This is a genomic window from Acinetobacter sp. 10FS3-1 (assembly GCF_013343215.1).
Taxonomy (GTDB): Bacteria; Pseudomonadota; Gammaproteobacteria; order Pseudomonadales; family Moraxellaceae; genus Acinetobacter; species Acinetobacter lwoffii_C.
This window is the reverse complement of the sequence record NZ_CP039143.1, coordinates 2,426,793-2,443,195: the sequence shown is the minus strand read 5'-3', so window position 1 is coordinate 2,443,195 and position 16,403 is coordinate 2,426,793. Positions and strand designations below refer to the sequence as shown.

Genomic DNA, 16,403 nt, shown 5'->3' with positions numbered 1-16,403 from the left:
GACAGTATGTCGGAGAGTGGGTGAATTGTTTTGACAGATATTGCCAATTTTTATACATTTTACGCCAGAAGAAATAAAAAATATATCGTGTTGCAGCCGTGATTGGGAATCGCTATGCAAGAGATCAAAATATCCAATGGTTATATCCAGCTGTGGGCAAGTTATTTACGAAGCCGGCAGATTGATCCTTTACATGCTGATTTCCTGAAAGATTTTAAGGAGCAATTGCAAGGCTTGATTGATCAGCCTTTTGATATACAGGTGCCACTGCAACTGCTTAACAATGTATTGCTCAGCACCCGGCAGCATCTTGATTGTCCGCAGTTAATTTTTGAAATTGTCCAGGAAATCAGGCTAGAGCATTTTGGTGTGCTGGGTTATATGGCTTCCAAAAGTAGCAGCATTTCAGAAATCATCGGTTATATCATACGCTTTCAACGGCTGGTGGTGGATGGCAGTGATCTTATTCCTTTTCAACTGCGACAGCATGAACAGAGTGTCGAGTTGTACTGGGCTTTTCTGGAGGAACGTTATAATGTTCTGAATGAACTGACCATAGCGGCAATGGTGCAACTGGGCCGTTTTATTTTGCAGGAGCAGCCTTTGTTGTTGCGCAGCATCCACTTTGCACATCGGCCTGAGATTGCAGTGATTCATTTTCAAAAGTTTTATGCAACAGAGCTTAAATTTTCTCAACCTCATTATGCACTGGAGCTGGATGTGCAAGGCCTGAACCTGAAATCTGATCAGGCTGACCCGATGCTGCTGCAACTGTTAATTCGTCAGGCTGAAGGGGAAATTGCCGCCCGGCCACAACTGGAATCGACGCTGCAACATGCCCAAAGGCTGATTGCAGATCACTTGCGTATGCACCAGCAAGCTTTAAAAATTGAACAGCTGGCAGAACATCTGCTGCTGTCTGTCCGTACTTTGCAGCGTAAACTTGCCGAGCAGGGCACAAGCTTTAAAAAGCTGCTGGAACAGGAGCGGATAAAACGTTGTGATCTGCTGCTCCAGCAGGAGATCAGCTTGAGTGAGATTGCCGAGCAGCTGGACTATTCTGACCAGTCTGCCTTGGCACGTGCTTATAAGGCAGCAACGGGCCGCACTTTATTACAATACCGTAAGCAGCCCAAACAAGATCAGCGTTAACAAAGCGCTCTGTGATGACCGTCATCTCAAGAGACACATTTAAGCGGTTTTTAGTTTTGGGTAACGTACCGCAATGGCGATTACGGCAAAAATTGCCAGAATCCAGCAGTAATATACGCCACCAATCAGTTCGACCGGAGAGAGTTTGGCAATTGAACATGCCAGCAGCAACTGTGCGCCATAAGGAATCAACCCCTGAACGACGCAGGAAAAAATATCCATTAGGGCAGCGGCTCGTTTGGGATCTACGCCGTATTCTTTGGCTACTTCACGGGCCATATCTCCCGACAGGATAATGGCCACGGTATTATTTGCCACAAACAGATTAGAAAATACCACCAGAAAACTGATGCCAATTTCGCCAGCGCGTTCACGGCCGACCTTAAACAGGCGCGTCAATGCATAAATGCGTTCGATCAGCCAGCGCAAGCCACCTTCACGTTGCATGAGAGCAGACAGACCGCCCAGGAACATGGAGAGCAAGGCCACCTCAAACATGCCAACAAAGCCATCATAAATTGAAGTGTTCAGCTTGAGCAGATTAAAACCGGGCGTAGCAAACAGGCCGAACAGGCTCGATAACAATACGCCCATACTCAGCACGGCTAAAACATGCAAACGGCTAAAGGCCAATAAAAAGACGGCGATATAAGGAAGAATCAGGATCCAGTTGAAATCCTGATATGCCACAGGGCTGGAACGACCGATACTCACAATATAAATCAGAATCGTGATTATGGAAGCCGGAACGGCAATCCAGACATTGACTCTGAACTTGTCACGCAGTTGTACACGCTGACTAGTCGTGGCGGCTATCGTTGTGTCGGAAATCATTGACAGGTTGTCACCGAACATGGCGCCACCCACAACTGCTCCAATTGCATAAACTACTGCAATATCCGTTGCTTGACTAAAACCAAAAGCAATTGGCGCACAGGCTGCAATAGTCCCCATAGAGGTCCCCATTGCCGTTGCCAGAAAGGCTGAAATCACAAATAGCATGGGGAGGACAAATTCGGGAGGGATGATCGACAAAGCCATCTGTACCGTTGCATCGACACTGCCAATGGTACTGCTCACATTGGCAAAGGCCCCGGCCAGCATAAACACCATGAACATCAGTACCAGATTGGGATGGCTGGCTCCTTTTAAAAATGCTTCAATTCCCTGATTCAGTTTGCCACGATACAGCCAGACTGCCAGCATGATGGCAGGCAGTGCGGCAACTGGCGCTTTGACCTGATAAAACGCAAACTCCGTTCCGATCAGGGAATGATAGATCCCGCTACCTAAAAAAATGGTTAAAAATACAATAAGCGGCAGCAGTGCAATGGCGTTAGCCTGCACGCTAGCTTCGGAATCAGTCTGCATAGGAGATAAAAAATTAAAAGAATGCGGCTAGTATAAAGCAGGTTTTGCAATTTCCGAAAACTTTAAGTGAATGCGCTAACATCTGTATTTTTATAATTTTTATATATTAAAAATAAGTTTATCTAAGTATTCAATATTTTAGGGCATAGTAAAATTAGGCATCTTTGATCATTGAGAAAAAAATCAAAATAATCGTAAATAGAGCCTTCCGGGTTGTTCTGAAATCTTCATACAGGAAAGGAAATACCAGAGGTCGATGCTGCACACTGTTCAATGGACAAAAAATAGCGTTACAATGCGATGTCTTGTATTTCTACATAGTCAATGCCTCAAGTTTAAAATACGTTAAGGAAAGCTCAGCCCTATGTCACGTTTAGCCACACGATTTGAACAACTTAAATCTCAACAGCGTAAAGCTTTGGTTTCTTATTTAATGGCTGGTGATCCGCATCCAGAGGTCACTGTACCTCTTCTTCATCAGATGGTGGATGCAGGGGTGGATGTGATTGAGTTGGGTCTTCCTTTTTCTGACCCGATGGCGGATGGTCCGACCATTGCCCTAGCTGCAGAACGCGCGCTGGCAGGTGGAACCAATACGCTGGATGCACTGCACATGGTGAAAGAGTTTCGCTTGAAAGATCGCGAAACACCTGTGGTGCTGATGGGCTATCTAAATCCGGTCGAAGTCATTGGCTATGAAAAATTTGTCGCTTATGCCTATGAATGCGGTGTAGATGGTGTGCTTCTGGTCGATCTTCCACCAGAAGAAGCAGCAGATCTGGGTCAGGTCTTGGAAAAATACGAGATGGACCAGATTTTCTTGCTGGCACCGACCTCAACTGATGAGCGCATTCAGCATGTAGTTAAACAGGCCGGTGGCTTTATTTACTACGTGTCGTTAAAAGGTGTGACCGGTGCTGCGACTTTAGATGTGTCTGAAGCAGCAACACGTATTCAGAAAATTAAGGCTGAGACAGATATTCCTGTAGGTGTGGGTTTTGGTATCAGTGATGCTGCATCTGCGAAAGCGATGGGTGTTGCTGCCGATGCAGTCATTGTGGGGAGCGCATTTGTTAAACATTTCGCATCTCTCCCGCCAGAACAGGCCGTTATTGCTACGGTGAATAAAGTCAAGGAGCTTCGAGCAGCGCTCGATGAGTTAGTATGAGTCAACAAGTGAAATCAGGCAAAATTCTGAGCCCATCGACCCCATGGACGGAGCGTATTGTTCCGGGTATTCATGTTCCTGATGAGCAAACCACCCTCAAAGCCACATTTACAGAACCTACTATTGAATGCCCTGAATGTCATGCTTTGGTGACACGTACGGCGATGTCATTTAATGCCTATGTTTGTCCGCAATGTGATGAACATCTGAAAATGAAAGCGCGTGACCGTCTCAGCTGGTTCTTCGATCAGGTGGAAGCGGAAATGGGACAGGAATTCACTGCGAAAGATCCACTTAAATTTGTCGACAGTAAAGCTTATCCGGAGCGGATGTCAGAAGCGCAAAAGAAAACTGGTGAGACTGAAGCCCTGATTGTGATGCAAGGGTTGCTGAAAAACGTGCCAATGATTGCATGTGCCTTTGAATTCGACTTTATGGGCGGTTCAATGGGTACGGTTGTGGGTGACCGTTTTGTGCAGGCAGCAGAGCGTGCGATTAAAGCGCGTCAACCTTTAATCTGCTTTGCAGCATCTGGTGGTGCGCGTATGCAGGAAGGCATGCTGTCTCTGATGCAAATGGCGCGTACTTCAGCGGCTATCCAGCGTTTAAAAGAAGCCGGCCTGCCTTATGTAGTGGTTCTCACCCATCCGGTTTATGGGGGGGTAACAGCTTCTCTGGCAATGCTGGGGGATGTACATATTGCCGAACCTAAAGCCATGATCGGCTTTGCAGGTAAACGGGTAATTGAACAAACCGTGCGTGAAAAACTGGATGAACCGTTCCAGCGTGCTGAATATTTGCTTGATCATGGTGTAATCGATCAGATTGTTCACCGTCATGCATTACGTGATACAGTTTATCGCATTGTGACTAAACTGATGAACTTGCCTTGAATACAGCACCATTAGCAACAGATTCTTTGGATACATGGCTCGATTATTGGAGCCATGTTCACGTTACAGGTATTGATTTAGGTCTGGAGCGTGTCATTCCGGTAGCTGAAAAGCTAGGCGTGACCGACCCGGCTGCCAAAGTGCTGACCGTGGCTGGAACTAATGGGAAGGGTTCAACCACCACTACGCTGGCTGCCATTTTAAATGCGCACGGCTTTAAAGTGGGGCTATATCAGTCTCCGCATGTATATCGTTTCAATGAACGAGTCAAATTATGCGGGATTGAAGTCGAAGATCAGTTACTGATCGATGCGTTTGTACAGGTCGATCAGGCGCGCCGTGAATGTGATTTAAGCCTGTCTTTCTTTGAAGCCACTACGCTGGCTGCTTTCGTTATTTTTAAAGATCAAGACTGTGATGTCTGGGTGCTGGAAGTCGGCCTGGGCGGGCGTCTGGATGTGGTCAATGTAGTCAATCCAGATGTTGCAGTCATTACCAATATTGGTCTGGATCATACCGACTGGTTAGGGGATACTATCGAGAAAATTGCCTTTGAAAAGGCTGGTATTATTCGTCCAAATATTCCGGTAATTTTTGGCGGGCAGCAACAGATTCCACAGGCGATTTTAGATCAGGCGGCTAAGTCTAACGCACCCTTGTATGCGATTAACCGTGACTATTTTTATGAAGCCTTTGAAGAGGGCAAAACCTGGGCATTTGCGTCTTCAGGCACGACCTTAAAATTACCGACAGGCTCTCTGGCCTTAGAGAATATCTCGACAGCAATTGCAGCCCTTCTGCTGAGTGGATTAAAGCTTCGTCAGGAAGCAATTGCCGAAGGCATACAATTGGCGAAGCTGCCTGGACGGTTTGAAATTCGTGAAATTCAAGGTAAAACCGTGATTTTTGATGCAGGGCATAATCCGCACGGCGTCGAGTTTTTATTAAAGCAATTGCGTAATTATTTAAAATATAACAATAAATACAAAGAAGTGATTTGTGTTTTTTCCATGTTGGCTGATAAAGATATAAATTCTGTCGTTAAGTTATTGAAAGAACATATCCGATTGTGGAAAATTGCACCATTAGCGGTTCCGCGTGCGGCAGAGGTCACAGCTTTGGCAGAAGCTTTGAGCGGGGAAGCAGTAGAGCAATTTCATAAGGTGCAATTCGCTTTTAAGTCAGCGCTGGATCAGGCAGATAATCATCAGCTGATCTTGGTATGTGGGTCATTTCATACCTTAGAAGCGGTATGGGAGTATTTGGAAGAATGTCAATGAATAATAAACAGCGCTGGATGGGCGGTGTTGTTTTACTCGGTGGTGGTGTTTTATTGGCAGCATTACTTCTGAAAGGTCAGAATGAAATTCAGCAGGAGCGTCAACAAGGTCCGGTGCAGACGATGGAAGCAGAAAATAAAGAGGCTGTGAATAATTCATTAGGCTCTTTAACTGTGGATGTAGAAACTGAAAAGCGTTTACTGGAGCAGCAGCGCCGTGACCGTGAAAAAGCGGTCGCTGAGCAAGAGGCGCGTGCAGCTGAGTTCCTGGCAATGCAGCAACAGGCCGAGGCCGATGCGGCCCGTAAGGCCGCAGAAGAGTATGCAGCACTCAATGCTCATCGCTTGGGCCAGCAAAGTTCGGATAATATTCCACCTGAATTAGTTGACGATGAACAGGCCAAGCAGAAACGTCTGGCTGAAGAAAAAGCTGCGGCACAAAAGAAGCTGGAGCAGCAAAAACTCGCCCAGCAAAAGAATAATGCAGCAGCTGAGGCAGCTAAAAAAGAAGCTGAACGTCAGGCTTTAGCAGAAAAGCGTAAAGCTGAAGAAGCTCAAAAGGCAGCTGAAGCTCGCAAAGCTGCCGAGAAGAAAGAAGCCGAACGTAAAGCGGCAGAAGAAAAGCGCAAAGCCGATGAGGCTAAGAAAAAGGCTGAAGAAGAGCGTCGGGTAGCTGAACGTAAAGAGGCGGAAGAAAAACGTAAGGCAGAAGAAGCCAAGAAAAAGGCAGAAGCCGAGCAGGCACGCAAGCTGTTAGAAGGAGAGGACAGCAAGCAATGGATGGTACAGGTGGCTTTGGCCGCCAACGAAGCCAATGCCGATGCTGTGGCAGCCAAGTTGCGTGCCAAAGGCTATAAAGTGACTAAAAGTCCAACCTCCAAAGGGATTCGTATTATGGTGGGTCCATCCAAGGACCGTGAAGCTGCGGATGCGGCCCGTAAGAAGATTGCATCTGATGCCAGCCTAAATATGAAGTCTGCTTGGGTGATTGACTGGGTACCTTTGGACAAGCGTCAATAATTGATTACCACCTTGAAGTTGTAGATGGATCCGAGAGTTACACCCGGATCCATTTTACAGGTTCAGGGCTAAATACTTTCTCAATATTGTGCCCAGTCATGTGAAAGCCATAACCGCCGTATTTTATTTCATGCCCAGCGTCCTCAATTGACCAGTGCTGTAAAATAATCCGGTACAGGGCAATACTGGCAGCGGTACGGTCAGAGCCGCAGTAGCAATAGAGGAGTACCTTTTCATTGTTCTTGCGAGCCTGCTGAATTTCCTTTATCACTTTTAATAAATCTTTCCAATCCGGTGCCTAGGTATGTATTGGCACATGATGCAGTTGAAAATCCTTCTGGGCGAGCAGTTTGCTGCTCTGAACACGGTATAAAAATAAAAAACCTCAGTCCATTGATCAATGCACGGAGGTTTATCCCAACGCAGGGAATAAAAGAGACCGAATCTATGGCATGTTCATATCGTTTCGATCAGGCTATTAAAATTTTCAGCGACTTATTAAAATGTTTCCTGAGGTTTTAAGCTTAGTGTATAGAGTTCTAATTTTATTTTTTGCCCCCAGTTCTACTCTAAGACATAGCTTCCCTCAAAGTAGAACTGGGCATGGCTTAGCCTTACTCAGGCTGAGGCGTTAGTCTTAAGTATGGAGTGACCGCTTTATAACCTTTAGGAAAACGCTGCTTGATTTCTTCCTCATCTTGTAATGAAGGAACAATCACCACATCATCTCCCTGTTGCCAGTTGGCTGGAGTGGCCACTTTGTGTTGATCCGTGAGTTGTAAGGAATCTACCACCCGTAAAACTTCATGAAAGTTACGTCCAGTAGATGCAGGGTAAGTAATGATCAAACGTACTTTTTTGTTGGGATCAATAATGACCAGGGAGCGAACAGTTAAAGTCTCACTGGCATTGGGATGAATAAAGTCATAAAGTTCAGAAACTTTACGGTCCTGATCGGCAATAATCGGAAAATTGACCGTAGTTGCCTGGGTTTCATTAATATCTTTAATCCAGCCCTGATGAGATTCAACATCATCGACAGAAAGGGCAATGGCTTTAACCCCACGTTTGTCAAACTCATCTTTGAGTTTTGCGGTATAGCCAAGTTCTGTTGTGCAGACCGGAGTATAATCCGCAGGGTGTGAAAATAAAATGCCCCAGCTATCACCTAAAAAATCATAAAAATTAATTAAGCCTGCACTGGATTGCTGTTCAAAATTGGGTGCAGTATCACCTAAACGTAAACTCATATGTTTGCCTCAATTGATCTTATAATAGAAGGATAAGAATCAATATGAACCATTTTATTTATCTTGGAAAATAGTGTTTTTAGAATTGCTTATACAAATTTTTCATAAGAAGACTGTCCTTCTATCCAGAATCAGCAAAAACAGTCAGCTAATTGACTATATTGCCCAGTCAAAATTTGCTACATTATTTTGCCTTAGGTTTCAGGGCTAGAACTAAGGATGAGATTTTTTCAACGGTTTTATGCTAAAACCCTTGTAGTTCAAATTTCTAGTACCATAATAACGACTAAGAACATATTCATTTGATAAGCAAGATTTAGAGAGTCTATTCATGTTGGCAAGTCTGATCGGAGGAATCTTCGGTACCAAAAATGAGCGTGAACTCAAACGCATGCGTAAAATCGTAGACAAGATTAATGCGCTCGAGCCGACGATATCTGCCCTTAGCGATGCAGACTTATCTGCAAAAACTGAAGAATTCAAACAACGATATAATAAAGGTGAAAGCCTAGATAAATTACTTCCTGAAGCATTTGCGGTCTGTCGTGAAGCGGCTAAACGTGTCATGAGCATGCGCCACTATGATGTACAGCTGATTGGTGGTATTACCTTGCACGAAGGTAAAATTGCCGAAATGCGTACGGGTGAAGGTAAAACGCTGATGGGCACACTCGCCTGTTATTTGAATGCGCTCAGTGGTCAGGGTGTACATGTCATTACGGTAAACGATTATCTGGCACAACGTGATGCCGAGCTGAACCGTCCATTATTTGAATTTCTGGGTTTAAGCATTGGAATTATTTATTCCATGCAAAATCCGGCCGAGAAAGCAGAAGCCTATCGTGCCGACATCACCTATGGAACCAACAACGAATTCGGTTTCGATTATTTACGTGACAACATGGTGTTCTCGCTGGCTGAGAAAAAACAGCGTGGCCTGCCTTATGCGATTATCGATGAGGTGGACTCGATCCTGATTGACGAAGCACGGACACCTTTAATCATTTCAGGTCAAAGTGAAGATTCTTCACAGTTGTATGCGGCTATCAACAGCATTCCACCAAAATTAAAAGCACAAAAAGAAGAAAAAGTGCCGGATGGCGGGCATTTCTGGGTAGATGAGAAACAGCGCTCTGTAGAAATTACCGAAGTCGGTTTTGAAACCATCGAAAGTGAACTGATTACAATGGGCTTGCTGGCAGAGGGCGAGAGTCTTTATTCCGCTGCTAACCTGAACCTGCTGCATCATGTAACCGCGGCAATCCGTGCGCATTATCTCTATCAGCGTAACGTCCATTATATTATCAATGATGGTGAAGTCATCATTGTGGATGAGAATACTGGTCGTACCATGCCGGGCCGTCGCTGGTCTGAAGGTCTGCATCAGGCCGTTGAGGCGAAAGAGGGTCTGGAAATCCAGCCTGAAAACCAGACTCTGGCAACCACGACTTTCCAGAACTATTTCCGTTTGTATAAAAAATTATCCGGGATGACCGGGACTGCAGATACGGAAGCTGCGGAAATGAAAGAAATTTACGGCCTGGATGTGGTGATTATCCCAACCCATCGACCAATGGTGCGTAAAGACCATAACGATTTGATCTATTTAAATCGTGAAGGTAAATATAACGCGATTATTCAAGAAATTCAGCGCGTGCATGAAGCAGGTGTAGCCCCGATCCTGATTGGTACTGCAACTATTGAAGCTTCTGAAATTCTTTCGGAGAAACTAAAAGCTGCAGGCATTCAGCATGAAGTCTTGAATGCCAAGCAGCATGAACGTGAAGCAGATATTATTGCGCAAGCTGGTGCACCGCGTGCCGTTACTATTGCGACCAATATGGCCGGTCGTGGTACCGATATTTTATTAGGGGGTAACTGGAAAGCATTACTCGCCAAAATTGAGAATCCGACCCCTGAAGACGAAACACGTCTAAAAGCTGAGTGGGAAGCCAACCATGAAGCGGTATTGGCTTCGGGTGGTCTGCATATTATTGGTTCTGAACGCCATGAATCACGCCGTATTGATAACCAGCTGCGTGGTCGTGCTGGCCGTCAGGGTGACCCGGGTGTATCCCGATTCTATTTATCACTTGAAGATGACCTGATGCGAATCTTTGCCGGTGATCGCGTGGTCGGTATGATGCGTGCGATGGGCTTGCAGGAAGATGAAGCCATCGAGCACAAAATGGTGTCACGTTCCATTGAAAATGCCCAGCGTAAAGTAGAAGCACGTAACTTTGACATCCGTAAAAACCTGTTGAAGTATGATGATGTTAATAATGAACAGCGGAAAATCATTTACACTCAGCGTGATGAAATTCTCGCAGAAAGCTCACTGCAAGATTATATTGAAGAGATGATTCGTGAAGTGATGCAGGGCATGATTGCCAACTATATTCCACCTGAGTCGATTCATGACCAGTGGGATATTGAAGGCTTGGAACTGGCATTGCGTGAAGAATTATCGATTGACCTGCCGATTGCCCAGTGGCTGGAGCAGGATCGTCGTCTGGATGAAGAGTCTCTGGTCGAGCGTATTAGTGACGAAGTCCTCAATCGTTACCGTTCACGTCGTGAGCAGATGGGACCTGAGTCAGCCGGTTCACTGGAACGCCATTTCATGCTGAACTCTCTGGACCGTCATTGGAAAGAACATCTGGCGGCGATGGATTATCTGCGTCAAGGGATCCATTTGCGTGGCTATGCCCAGAAAAACCCAGAGCAGGAATATAAGAAAGAAGCTTACAACCTATTTGTGAATATGTTGGGTGTAATTAAATCTGATGTGGTGACTGATCTGTCACGTATTCATGTGCCAACGCCAGAAGAACTGGCTGAAATGGAAGCCCAACAACAGGCTCAAGCAGAAGCAATGCGTCTGCAACTGTCTCATGAAGAGTTTGATGGCTTGCTGACAGAAGGTGAGGAGATGAGAGCTGAGCCGAATACTCCGATCAATTCGGTTGCGCCGGTATTTGAAGCACCAGCCAGCCGTAATTCACCGTGTCCATGTGGTTCAGGCCTGAAGTACAAACAGTGTCATGGCAAGCTCTAAACATCTTTGACGCTCAGAGCTTGCGGGCTCTGAAATTTTATGTATAAATATTTTTCAGAGTCGGAATACCATTTGCAGTCCTGATGGTTAAATGGTATTAAATGGCTCATTCAGCACCGAAAAGTGGAATAGACAATGAAAAAAGTATTACAAACACTCATGATGGCTGCTTTGGCAACTCCTGCTCTAAGTTTTGCAGAAACGGGAACAACAACCCTCACTAAGGTTCAGCAAGCGATTGGACCAACCAGTACGCAGGTTGAAGTGGGTGCAGATGGCCGAGTTACTGTAGCGAGTCCACGTACGGGTATCCGCTATACGTTTAACAACCAGAACAGCCCGATTGTAGTGCAAACTGAAGCCATTGCTGCTGCAAATGCGGCCAATGCTGATCGCATTGTGGCATCTAACCCAGCGCTTTCGGCAGCCAGCCAGCAGCAGGCCAAACAGGCTTTACTGAGTGAAGCAGCGCAACTTGCAAAAAACTAAGTCTGAATTTTTTCAGAAATTAAAAAACCAGTCCCTGAGACTGGTTTTTTATTGTGAAAACCTATGATAAATCACCATACATTGCAGGGCTTTGGCTCGATTTTTTATTCCAGATCAACTAAGCTGTCTTTTTATAAACTTCAACATTGGACAATGAGAAATGGCAGTTGGTGACGTATCTATGCCACAGATGCATGTGGTAAAAGGGGTGGAAATTGGTTCGGCAGAAGCCTATGTACGCTACCAGAACCGACGTGACCTGGTGGTATTTGAGCTAGCTGAAGGCTCCAATGTTGCAGGGGTATTTACCCAGAATGCATTTTGTGCAGCGCCGGTGCATGTTTCTAGGGCACATCTGGCAGCGGGAAATCCACGCTATTTAGTCATTAATACCGGAAACGCGAATGCGGGCACTGGCGCAACGGGTATGGCCAATGCAGAAGCCACCTGCGCCCAGCTGGCAAAGCTTGCTGGAGTGAACCCAGAACAGGTGTTACCGTTCTCGACCGGAGTGATTGGTGAACAGTTGCCTATAGAACGTTTGCTTAGTGGCTTGCAGCCAGCCCTGGATTCATTGCGTGATGATGCCTGGGGAGATGCAGCAACTGGAATCATGACCACAGATACCACGCCAAAAGGTGCTTCTGAACAGTTCGAGATGGATGGTATTCGCTATACCATGACGGGTATTTCCAAGGGTGCCGGGATGATTCGCCCGAATATGGCGACCATGTTGGGCTATGTGGCAACGGATGCGCCAATTAGCCGTGAACTGGTACAACAGTTACTTTCCATCACAGTTAATCAATCCTTTAACCGTATTACCATCGATGGCGATACCTCTACCAATGACTCCTGTATTTTTATTGCAACTGGTCAGGCGGGAGGCACGGAAATATCTTCTGTTGAAGATCCGCGTTATGCCGTGGTTCTAGAAGTGCTCATGCGTACCATGAAGCGTTTAGCGCACCTGATTGTGCGTGATGGTGAAGGGGCGACCAAGTTTATTACTGTAGCGGTAGAAGGTGGTGCCAATACTCAGGAATGCTGCGATGTTGCTTATAGTATTGCCCATTCTCCATTGGTGAAAACCGCTATTTTTGCTTCTGATCCAAACTGGGGGCGTATCCTGGCGGCGATTGGTTATGCCGGTGTGGCGCATTTAGACGTTGCAAAAATTCAGGTTTGGTTAGATGATGTACAAATCTGCAAAGATGGTGGTGCAGCAGCTGACTACACTGAAGAAGCGGGTGCGCGTGTCATGGCGCAGGCTGAAATGATGATTCGTGTGGATCTGGGACGTGGTAAGGCAAAAGACACAGTATATACCTGTGATCTGTCTTATGATTATGTCAAGATTAATGCAGATTATCGTTCATAGTGCAGATGATTGCTCAAGCCTCCTCGCGTGGGGGCTTTTTTATATCTCAAATGTTTTAATGACCGGTCAAAAATAGCAGACCGCCACATCTGGCCGGTGAATAGGGTAAATGGTTGCCTTTGGGGCAAGCAGTAAAGATAAAAGAGTAGATGTTGTTATGAATAATGCGACCAATTTAATAGCCAATGAAGCAAAGTCGATTGTGCAGGCGCATTTAGACCGTTTAGGTGAACCTAAGGAACATCAGCTGACTGAACAGCTAAAACAGGAAAAATTTGCACAGATCAAGGCAGAGCTTGAAAAGCAGGATGCTGTATTGGTCGCACATTATTATTGCGATCCTGAAGTTCAGGAACTGGCTGAACTGACTGGAGGCTGTGTCTCTGATTCGCTAGAAATGGCACGTTTTGGACGAGACCATCCGGCATCCACTCTGGTTGTGGCCGGAGTTAAATTCATGGGGGAAACCTCGAAAATTCTTTCTCCTGAAAAAACCGTGTTAATGCCGACACTTGAAGCGACCTGCTCACTGGATCTGGGCTGTCCAGTTGATGAGTTTAGCAAGTTTTGTGATGCACATCCTGATCATACAGTAGTGGTATATGCCAATACATCAGCTGCTGTGAAAGCGCGCGCCGATTGGGTGGTAACTTCTAGCTGTGCCGTTGAGATTGTCGAGCATTTAGATAGCTTGGGTGAGAAAATCATTTGGGCGCCAGATCAACACCTGGGACGCTATATCCAGAAAAAAACAGGTGCAGAAATGTTGCTTTGGGATGGTTCATGTATTGTGCATGAGGAGTTCCGTTCGCGTGGCATTGCTCAGATGAAAGCGATGTATCCTGATGCAGCGGTTCTGGTTCATCCTGAATCACCAGAATCGGTGGTAGATGTTGCCGATGCAGTTGGAAGCACTTCACAGCTGATTAAAGCAGCACAAACATTGCCACATCAACGTCTGATCGTAGCCACAGACCGCGGTATCTTCTATAAAATGCAGCAGGCTGTTCCAGAAAAAATCCTGATTGAGGCGCCGACTGCCGGAGAAGGCGCAACTTGCCGTTCCTGTGCCCACTGTCCATGGATGGCGATGAATGAACTGGATGGAATTTTACAGGTTCTGCAACAGCGTAATCAGGAAATTCAGGTAGATCCTGTGCTGGCGCAGCGTGCAAAGCTGCCTTTAGATCGTATGCTGAATTTTAGTGCCAGCTTAAAGCGCTAGGGTTTGTATAAAAAATGTCTGAAATGCTTGATAAATAAACGCTTGAAGTGTTTTTTTGATTTTTTTTAAATATAGGTGTTGACGTCTTTGGGCGTCACGCCTAGAATGCACACCGTACCGAACGATAGTTCGATACAAAAGCTGAGATGAATCGGAGCATAGCACAGCCTGGTAGTGCACCTGGTTTGGGACCAGGGGGTCGTAGGTTCGAATCCTACTGCTCCGACCAATTCTTCAAGGCAAATGATGTTTACATCAGTAACGCGCTTGTAGCTCAGTTGGATAGAGCATCCGCCTTCTAAGCGGATGGTCACAGGTTCGAATCCTGTCAGGCGCGCCATTTGGTCGCTTGATATCAAGAACCAAATGTAATGGTGGATGTAGCTCAGTTGGTAGAGCCCTGGATTGTGATTCCAGTTGTCGCGGGTTCGAATCCCGTCATTCACCCCAACTTTTAAAGTTGAAATCGGAGCATAGCACAGCCTGGTAGTGCACCTGGTTTGGGACCAGGGGGTCGTAGGTTCGAATCCTACTGCTCCGACCATCTATACAAAGATGGTTGAAATAAAAGATACCGCGTAAAGCGGTTTTTTTGTGTCTGAAATTTTATAAAAACCAAAAGCTCCAAGGGGAGCTTTCAACAAGACATACTTTTAAGGCACGATAATAATAACCTGAGTTCGATGAAATCCACTTAGCCTTTTAACATATTTTGGAAAGTTGGCTTATTGGGATTCAAACAATAAGCCACTACAGCAGCCATGATATTCACCATGAAGTTATTTACCGAACGATGACGTGAATGTTCAAGTTGATGTAAATTTTTTAATTGATCATTCACTGTCTCTATTAATCCTCTTCTGCAAAGCAATTGTTTTTCTTCTTCTGTTTGGATAGGTTTGTTTTTCATATTCCGACGTGATGGGGTCAATATTTTCAGTCCTCTTGCTGCTAAAACTTCGGCTTTTGCTTTGCTCAAATAGCCTTTGTCTCCGAGTAGGATCCCTTTTAATTCTTGAGTTAAAGAATCTAATATAGCAACATCATGAACATTTCCTGATGTCAGTTTGAGGTTAATTATTTCACCTAAATTATTGATAACCAAATGTAATTTAAAACCATAAAACCACCCCGTACTACTTTTTCCACGACCTGCCAAACCTTTAAATACACGATGCCTTTTAATCCGAAGATTATGGCAAACTACCAATTTAGTGGAGTCAATGATACTGATTCCCGTATCTTTTCCTTTTACTTGATGGAAGAAACTACTCAGAGCCTGCAAACAACGGGGCATAATTTCAATAAATCGGTTGTAGCTAAGCAGTTTAGGAAAAGCAGATTTCCAGAATGGAACGATCATTTGGCAATAAAAATATTTGAAGAATCTAAACCCGGATTGATGAAATAAAATGACAATGGTCATTGCTTCAGACAAGCTTAAAGCTGACTTTTTTAGCCTGGATTTTTGATCAGAAATTAAAGCTTTCTCTAAAGATTTATTAAATTTTTTGCAGAAATCATCCAAAATACAAAATAATTCGGTAATATGATCCATTGAAAAGCCTTGTTTTATAACATTTTGTCTTGATAACCAATATGTTACAAATACAAGGCTTTTTTTTATACTCTTTTTTATATCGAACTCAGGTTAATAGTGACTCTTCGATTTTCAGCACGGTTTTTATTTGAGTTGTTGGGAACCAAAGGTTGTGATGAACCGCGCCCGATAACCTGAATGTTTTTAGGATTAAAACCTTGTTGAAGGAAGATATCTGCCACATTGGATGCACGGTTTTTAGAGAGCTCTAGGTTATAGGTGGGGTCACCGATATCATCCGTATGGCCAATAATGTTCAGCTTTTCCAGCTTATAGCTTTTAAGCTGTTGTGCCAGCCGGGTGAGCTCCTGGTTTTGCTGGGCAGTAATAATGAAATGATCAAAACTGAAAATCAGGCTTTCTGGTAAGCCTAGACTCCAGCCCTCTTCTGTTAGCACAAAACCTTCCTTTTTCAACATTTTTGTTTGTTGATAATTAAGTGGCCCAAAGCTTAAGCAGGCACTTAACAAGGTGGTAAGTAGAAGAATAATTGAAGTTTTTATCATATGCATAGTCT

Annotated in this window: 14 protein-coding genes and 4 tRNA genes; 13 read left to right on the top strand and 5 right to left on the bottom strand. The window is 44.9% G+C overall.

Annotation, left to right across the window (positions count from 1 at the left end):
* Positions 1-114 precede the first annotated feature (114 nt).
* On the top strand, positions 115-1,152 hold the full coding sequence (locus E5Y90_RS11495; RefSeq protein ID WP_174660247.1) for a helix-turn-helix transcriptional regulator: 1,038 nt from the start codon (positions 115-117) through the stop codon (positions 1,150-1,152).
* A 39-nt stretch (positions 1,153-1,191) separates the two neighbouring features.
* On the opposite strand, the gene E5Y90_RS11490 is transcribed toward E5Y90_RS11495, so the two are convergent.
* Positions 1,192-2,523, bottom strand: a complete 1,332-nt coding sequence (locus E5Y90_RS11490; RefSeq protein ID WP_151203619.1) for a Na+/H+ antiporter NhaC family protein — start codon at positions 2,521-2,523, stop codon at positions 1,192-1,194.
* Between the two features lie 364 nt (positions 2,524-2,887).
* On the opposite strand from E5Y90_RS11490, the gene trpA reads away from it, so the two are divergent.
* Genes trpA through E5Y90_RS11470 form a run of 4 tightly spaced genes read left to right on the top strand, consistent with a single transcriptional unit; the run spans position 2,888 to position 6,883 of the window.
* On the top strand, positions 2,888-3,691 hold the full coding sequence (trpA, locus tag E5Y90_RS11485; protein ID WP_151203617.1) for a tryptophan synthase subunit alpha: 804 nt from the start codon (positions 2,888-2,890) through the stop codon (positions 3,689-3,691).
* Entirely contained in the window at positions 3,688-4,584 is an 897-nt protein-coding gene (accD, locus tag E5Y90_RS11480) for an acetyl-CoA carboxylase, carboxyltransferase subunit beta (protein WP_174660246.1), read from the top strand. The genes trpA and accD overlap by 4 nt, the downstream gene beginning before the upstream one ends.
* Positions 4,581-5,864 carry a bifunctional tetrahydrofolate synthase/dihydrofolate synthase gene (folC, locus tag E5Y90_RS11475; RefSeq protein WP_174660245.1) on the top strand — a complete coding sequence of 428 codons (1,284 nt, stop codon included), beginning with the start codon at positions 4,581-4,583 and terminating at the stop codon, positions 5,862-5,864. The genes accD and folC overlap by 4 nt, the downstream gene beginning before the upstream one ends.
* Positions 5,861-6,883, top strand: a complete 1,023-nt coding sequence (locus E5Y90_RS11470) for an SPOR domain-containing protein (protein ID WP_151207504.1) — start codon at positions 5,861-5,863, stop codon at positions 6,881-6,883. The genes folC and E5Y90_RS11470 overlap by 4 nt, the downstream gene beginning before the upstream one ends.
* Before the next feature lie 37 nt (positions 6,884-6,920).
* Here E5Y90_RS11470 and E5Y90_RS11465 read toward each other — a convergent pair whose 3' ends face one another.
* Both E5Y90_RS11465 and E5Y90_RS11460 read right to left on the bottom strand, forming a co-directional pair.
* Positions 6,921-7,154, bottom strand: coding sequence for a protein-tyrosine phosphatase family protein (locus E5Y90_RS11465; RefSeq protein ID WP_306670470.1), 234 nt, complete (start codon positions 7,152-7,154; stop codon positions 6,921-6,923).
* A gap of 343 nt (positions 7,155-7,497) precedes the next feature.
* Complete coding sequence (locus tag E5Y90_RS11460; protein ID WP_151205252.1) at positions 7,498-8,133, bottom strand: peroxiredoxin; 636 nt, start codon at positions 8,131-8,133, stop codon at positions 7,498-7,500.
* Between the two features lie 331 nt (positions 8,134-8,464).
* Here E5Y90_RS11460 and secA point away from each other — a divergent pair, with 331 nt between their 5' ends.
* From secA to E5Y90_RS11420, 8 genes are all read left to right on the top strand, one after another.
* Positions 8,465-11,191, top strand: a complete 2,727-nt coding sequence (gene secA / locus E5Y90_RS11455) for a preprotein translocase subunit SecA (RefSeq protein WP_174660244.1) — start codon at positions 8,465-8,467, stop codon at positions 11,189-11,191.
* 135 nt (positions 11,192-11,326) lie between these two features.
* On the top strand, positions 11,327-11,680 hold the full coding sequence (locus E5Y90_RS11450; RefSeq protein ID WP_174660243.1) for a hypothetical protein: 354 nt from the start codon (positions 11,327-11,329) through the stop codon (positions 11,678-11,680).
* A gap of 160 nt (positions 11,681-11,840) precedes the next feature.
* Positions 11,841-13,061, top strand: a complete 1,221-nt coding sequence (argJ, locus tag E5Y90_RS11445) for a bifunctional glutamate N-acetyltransferase/amino-acid acetyltransferase ArgJ (protein ID WP_174660242.1) — start codon at positions 11,841-11,843, stop codon at positions 13,059-13,061.
* 157 nt (positions 13,062-13,218) lie between these two features.
* Positions 13,219-14,286, top strand: a complete 1,068-nt coding sequence (nadA, locus tag E5Y90_RS11440) for a quinolinate synthase NadA (protein ID WP_151205248.1) — start codon at positions 13,219-13,221, stop codon at positions 14,284-14,286.
* Between the two features lie 152 nt (positions 14,287-14,438).
* A tRNA-Pro gene (locus E5Y90_RS11435) sits at positions 14,439-14,515 on the top strand.
* A 34-nt stretch (positions 14,516-14,549) separates the two neighbouring features.
* Positions 14,550-14,626, top strand: a tRNA-Arg gene (locus E5Y90_RS11430).
* 34 nt (positions 14,627-14,660) lie between these two features.
* Positions 14,661-14,736, top strand: a tRNA-His gene (locus E5Y90_RS11425).
* Positions 14,737-14,753: 17 nt separating this feature from the next.
* A tRNA-Pro gene (locus E5Y90_RS11420) sits at positions 14,754-14,830 on the top strand.
* 150 nt (positions 14,831-14,980) lie between these two features.
* Here E5Y90_RS11420 and E5Y90_RS11415 read toward each other — a convergent pair.
* The gene (locus E5Y90_RS11415; RefSeq protein ID WP_174659411.1) at positions 14,981-15,844 is read right to left on the bottom strand and encodes an IS982 family transposase; all 864 of its coding nucleotides are present in this window, start codon (positions 15,842-15,844) and stop codon (positions 14,981-14,983) included.
* Positions 15,845-15,921: 77 nt separating this feature from the next.
* On the bottom strand, positions 15,922-16,398 hold the full coding sequence (locus E5Y90_RS11410; RefSeq protein ID WP_174660241.1) for an OmpA family protein: 477 nt from the start codon (positions 16,396-16,398) through the stop codon (positions 15,922-15,924).
* Positions 16,399-16,403: the final 5 nt, after the last annotated feature.

Excerpts from the sequence above, each read along its gene's own strand:
- E5Y90_RS11495 (WP_174660247.1), top strand. The coding sequence starts at position 115 with ATGCAAGAGATCAAAATATCCAATGGTTATATCCAGCTGTGGGCAAGT.
- E5Y90_RS11490 (WP_151203619.1), bottom strand. The coding sequence starts at position 2,523 with ATGCAGACTGATTCCGAAGCTAGCGTGCAGGCTAACGCCATTGCACTG.
- trpA (WP_151203617.1), top strand. The coding sequence starts at position 2,888 with ATGTCACGTTTAGCCACACGATTTGAACAACTTAAATCTCAACAGCGT.
- accD (WP_174660246.1), top strand. The coding sequence starts at position 3,688 with ATGAGTCAACAAGTGAAATCAGGCAAAATTCTGAGCCCATCGACCCCA.
- E5Y90_RS11470 (WP_151207504.1), top strand. The coding sequence starts at position 5,861 with ATGAATAATAAACAGCGCTGGATGGGCGGTGTTGTTTTACTCGGTGGT.
- E5Y90_RS11460 (WP_151205252.1), bottom strand. The coding sequence starts at position 8,133 with ATGAGTTTACGTTTAGGTGATACTGCACCCAATTTTGAACAGCAATCC.
- secA (WP_174660244.1), top strand. The coding sequence starts at position 8,465 with ATGTTGGCAAGTCTGATCGGAGGAATCTTCGGTACCAAAAATGAGCGT.
- E5Y90_RS11450 (WP_174660243.1), top strand. The coding sequence starts at position 11,327 with ATGAAAAAAGTATTACAAACACTCATGATGGCTGCTTTGGCAACTCCT.
- argJ (WP_174660242.1), top strand. The coding sequence starts at position 11,841 with ATGGCAGTTGGTGACGTATCTATGCCACAGATGCATGTGGTAAAAGGG.
- nadA (WP_151205248.1), top strand. The coding sequence starts at position 13,219 with ATGAATAATGCGACCAATTTAATAGCCAATGAAGCAAAGTCGATTGTG.
- E5Y90_RS11415 (WP_174659411.1), bottom strand. The coding sequence starts at position 15,844 with ATGGATCATATTACCGAATTATTTTGTATTTTGGATGATTTCTGCAAA.
- E5Y90_RS11410 (WP_174660241.1), bottom strand. The coding sequence starts at position 16,398 with ATGCATATGATAAAAACTTCAATTATTCTTCTACTTACCACCTTGTTA.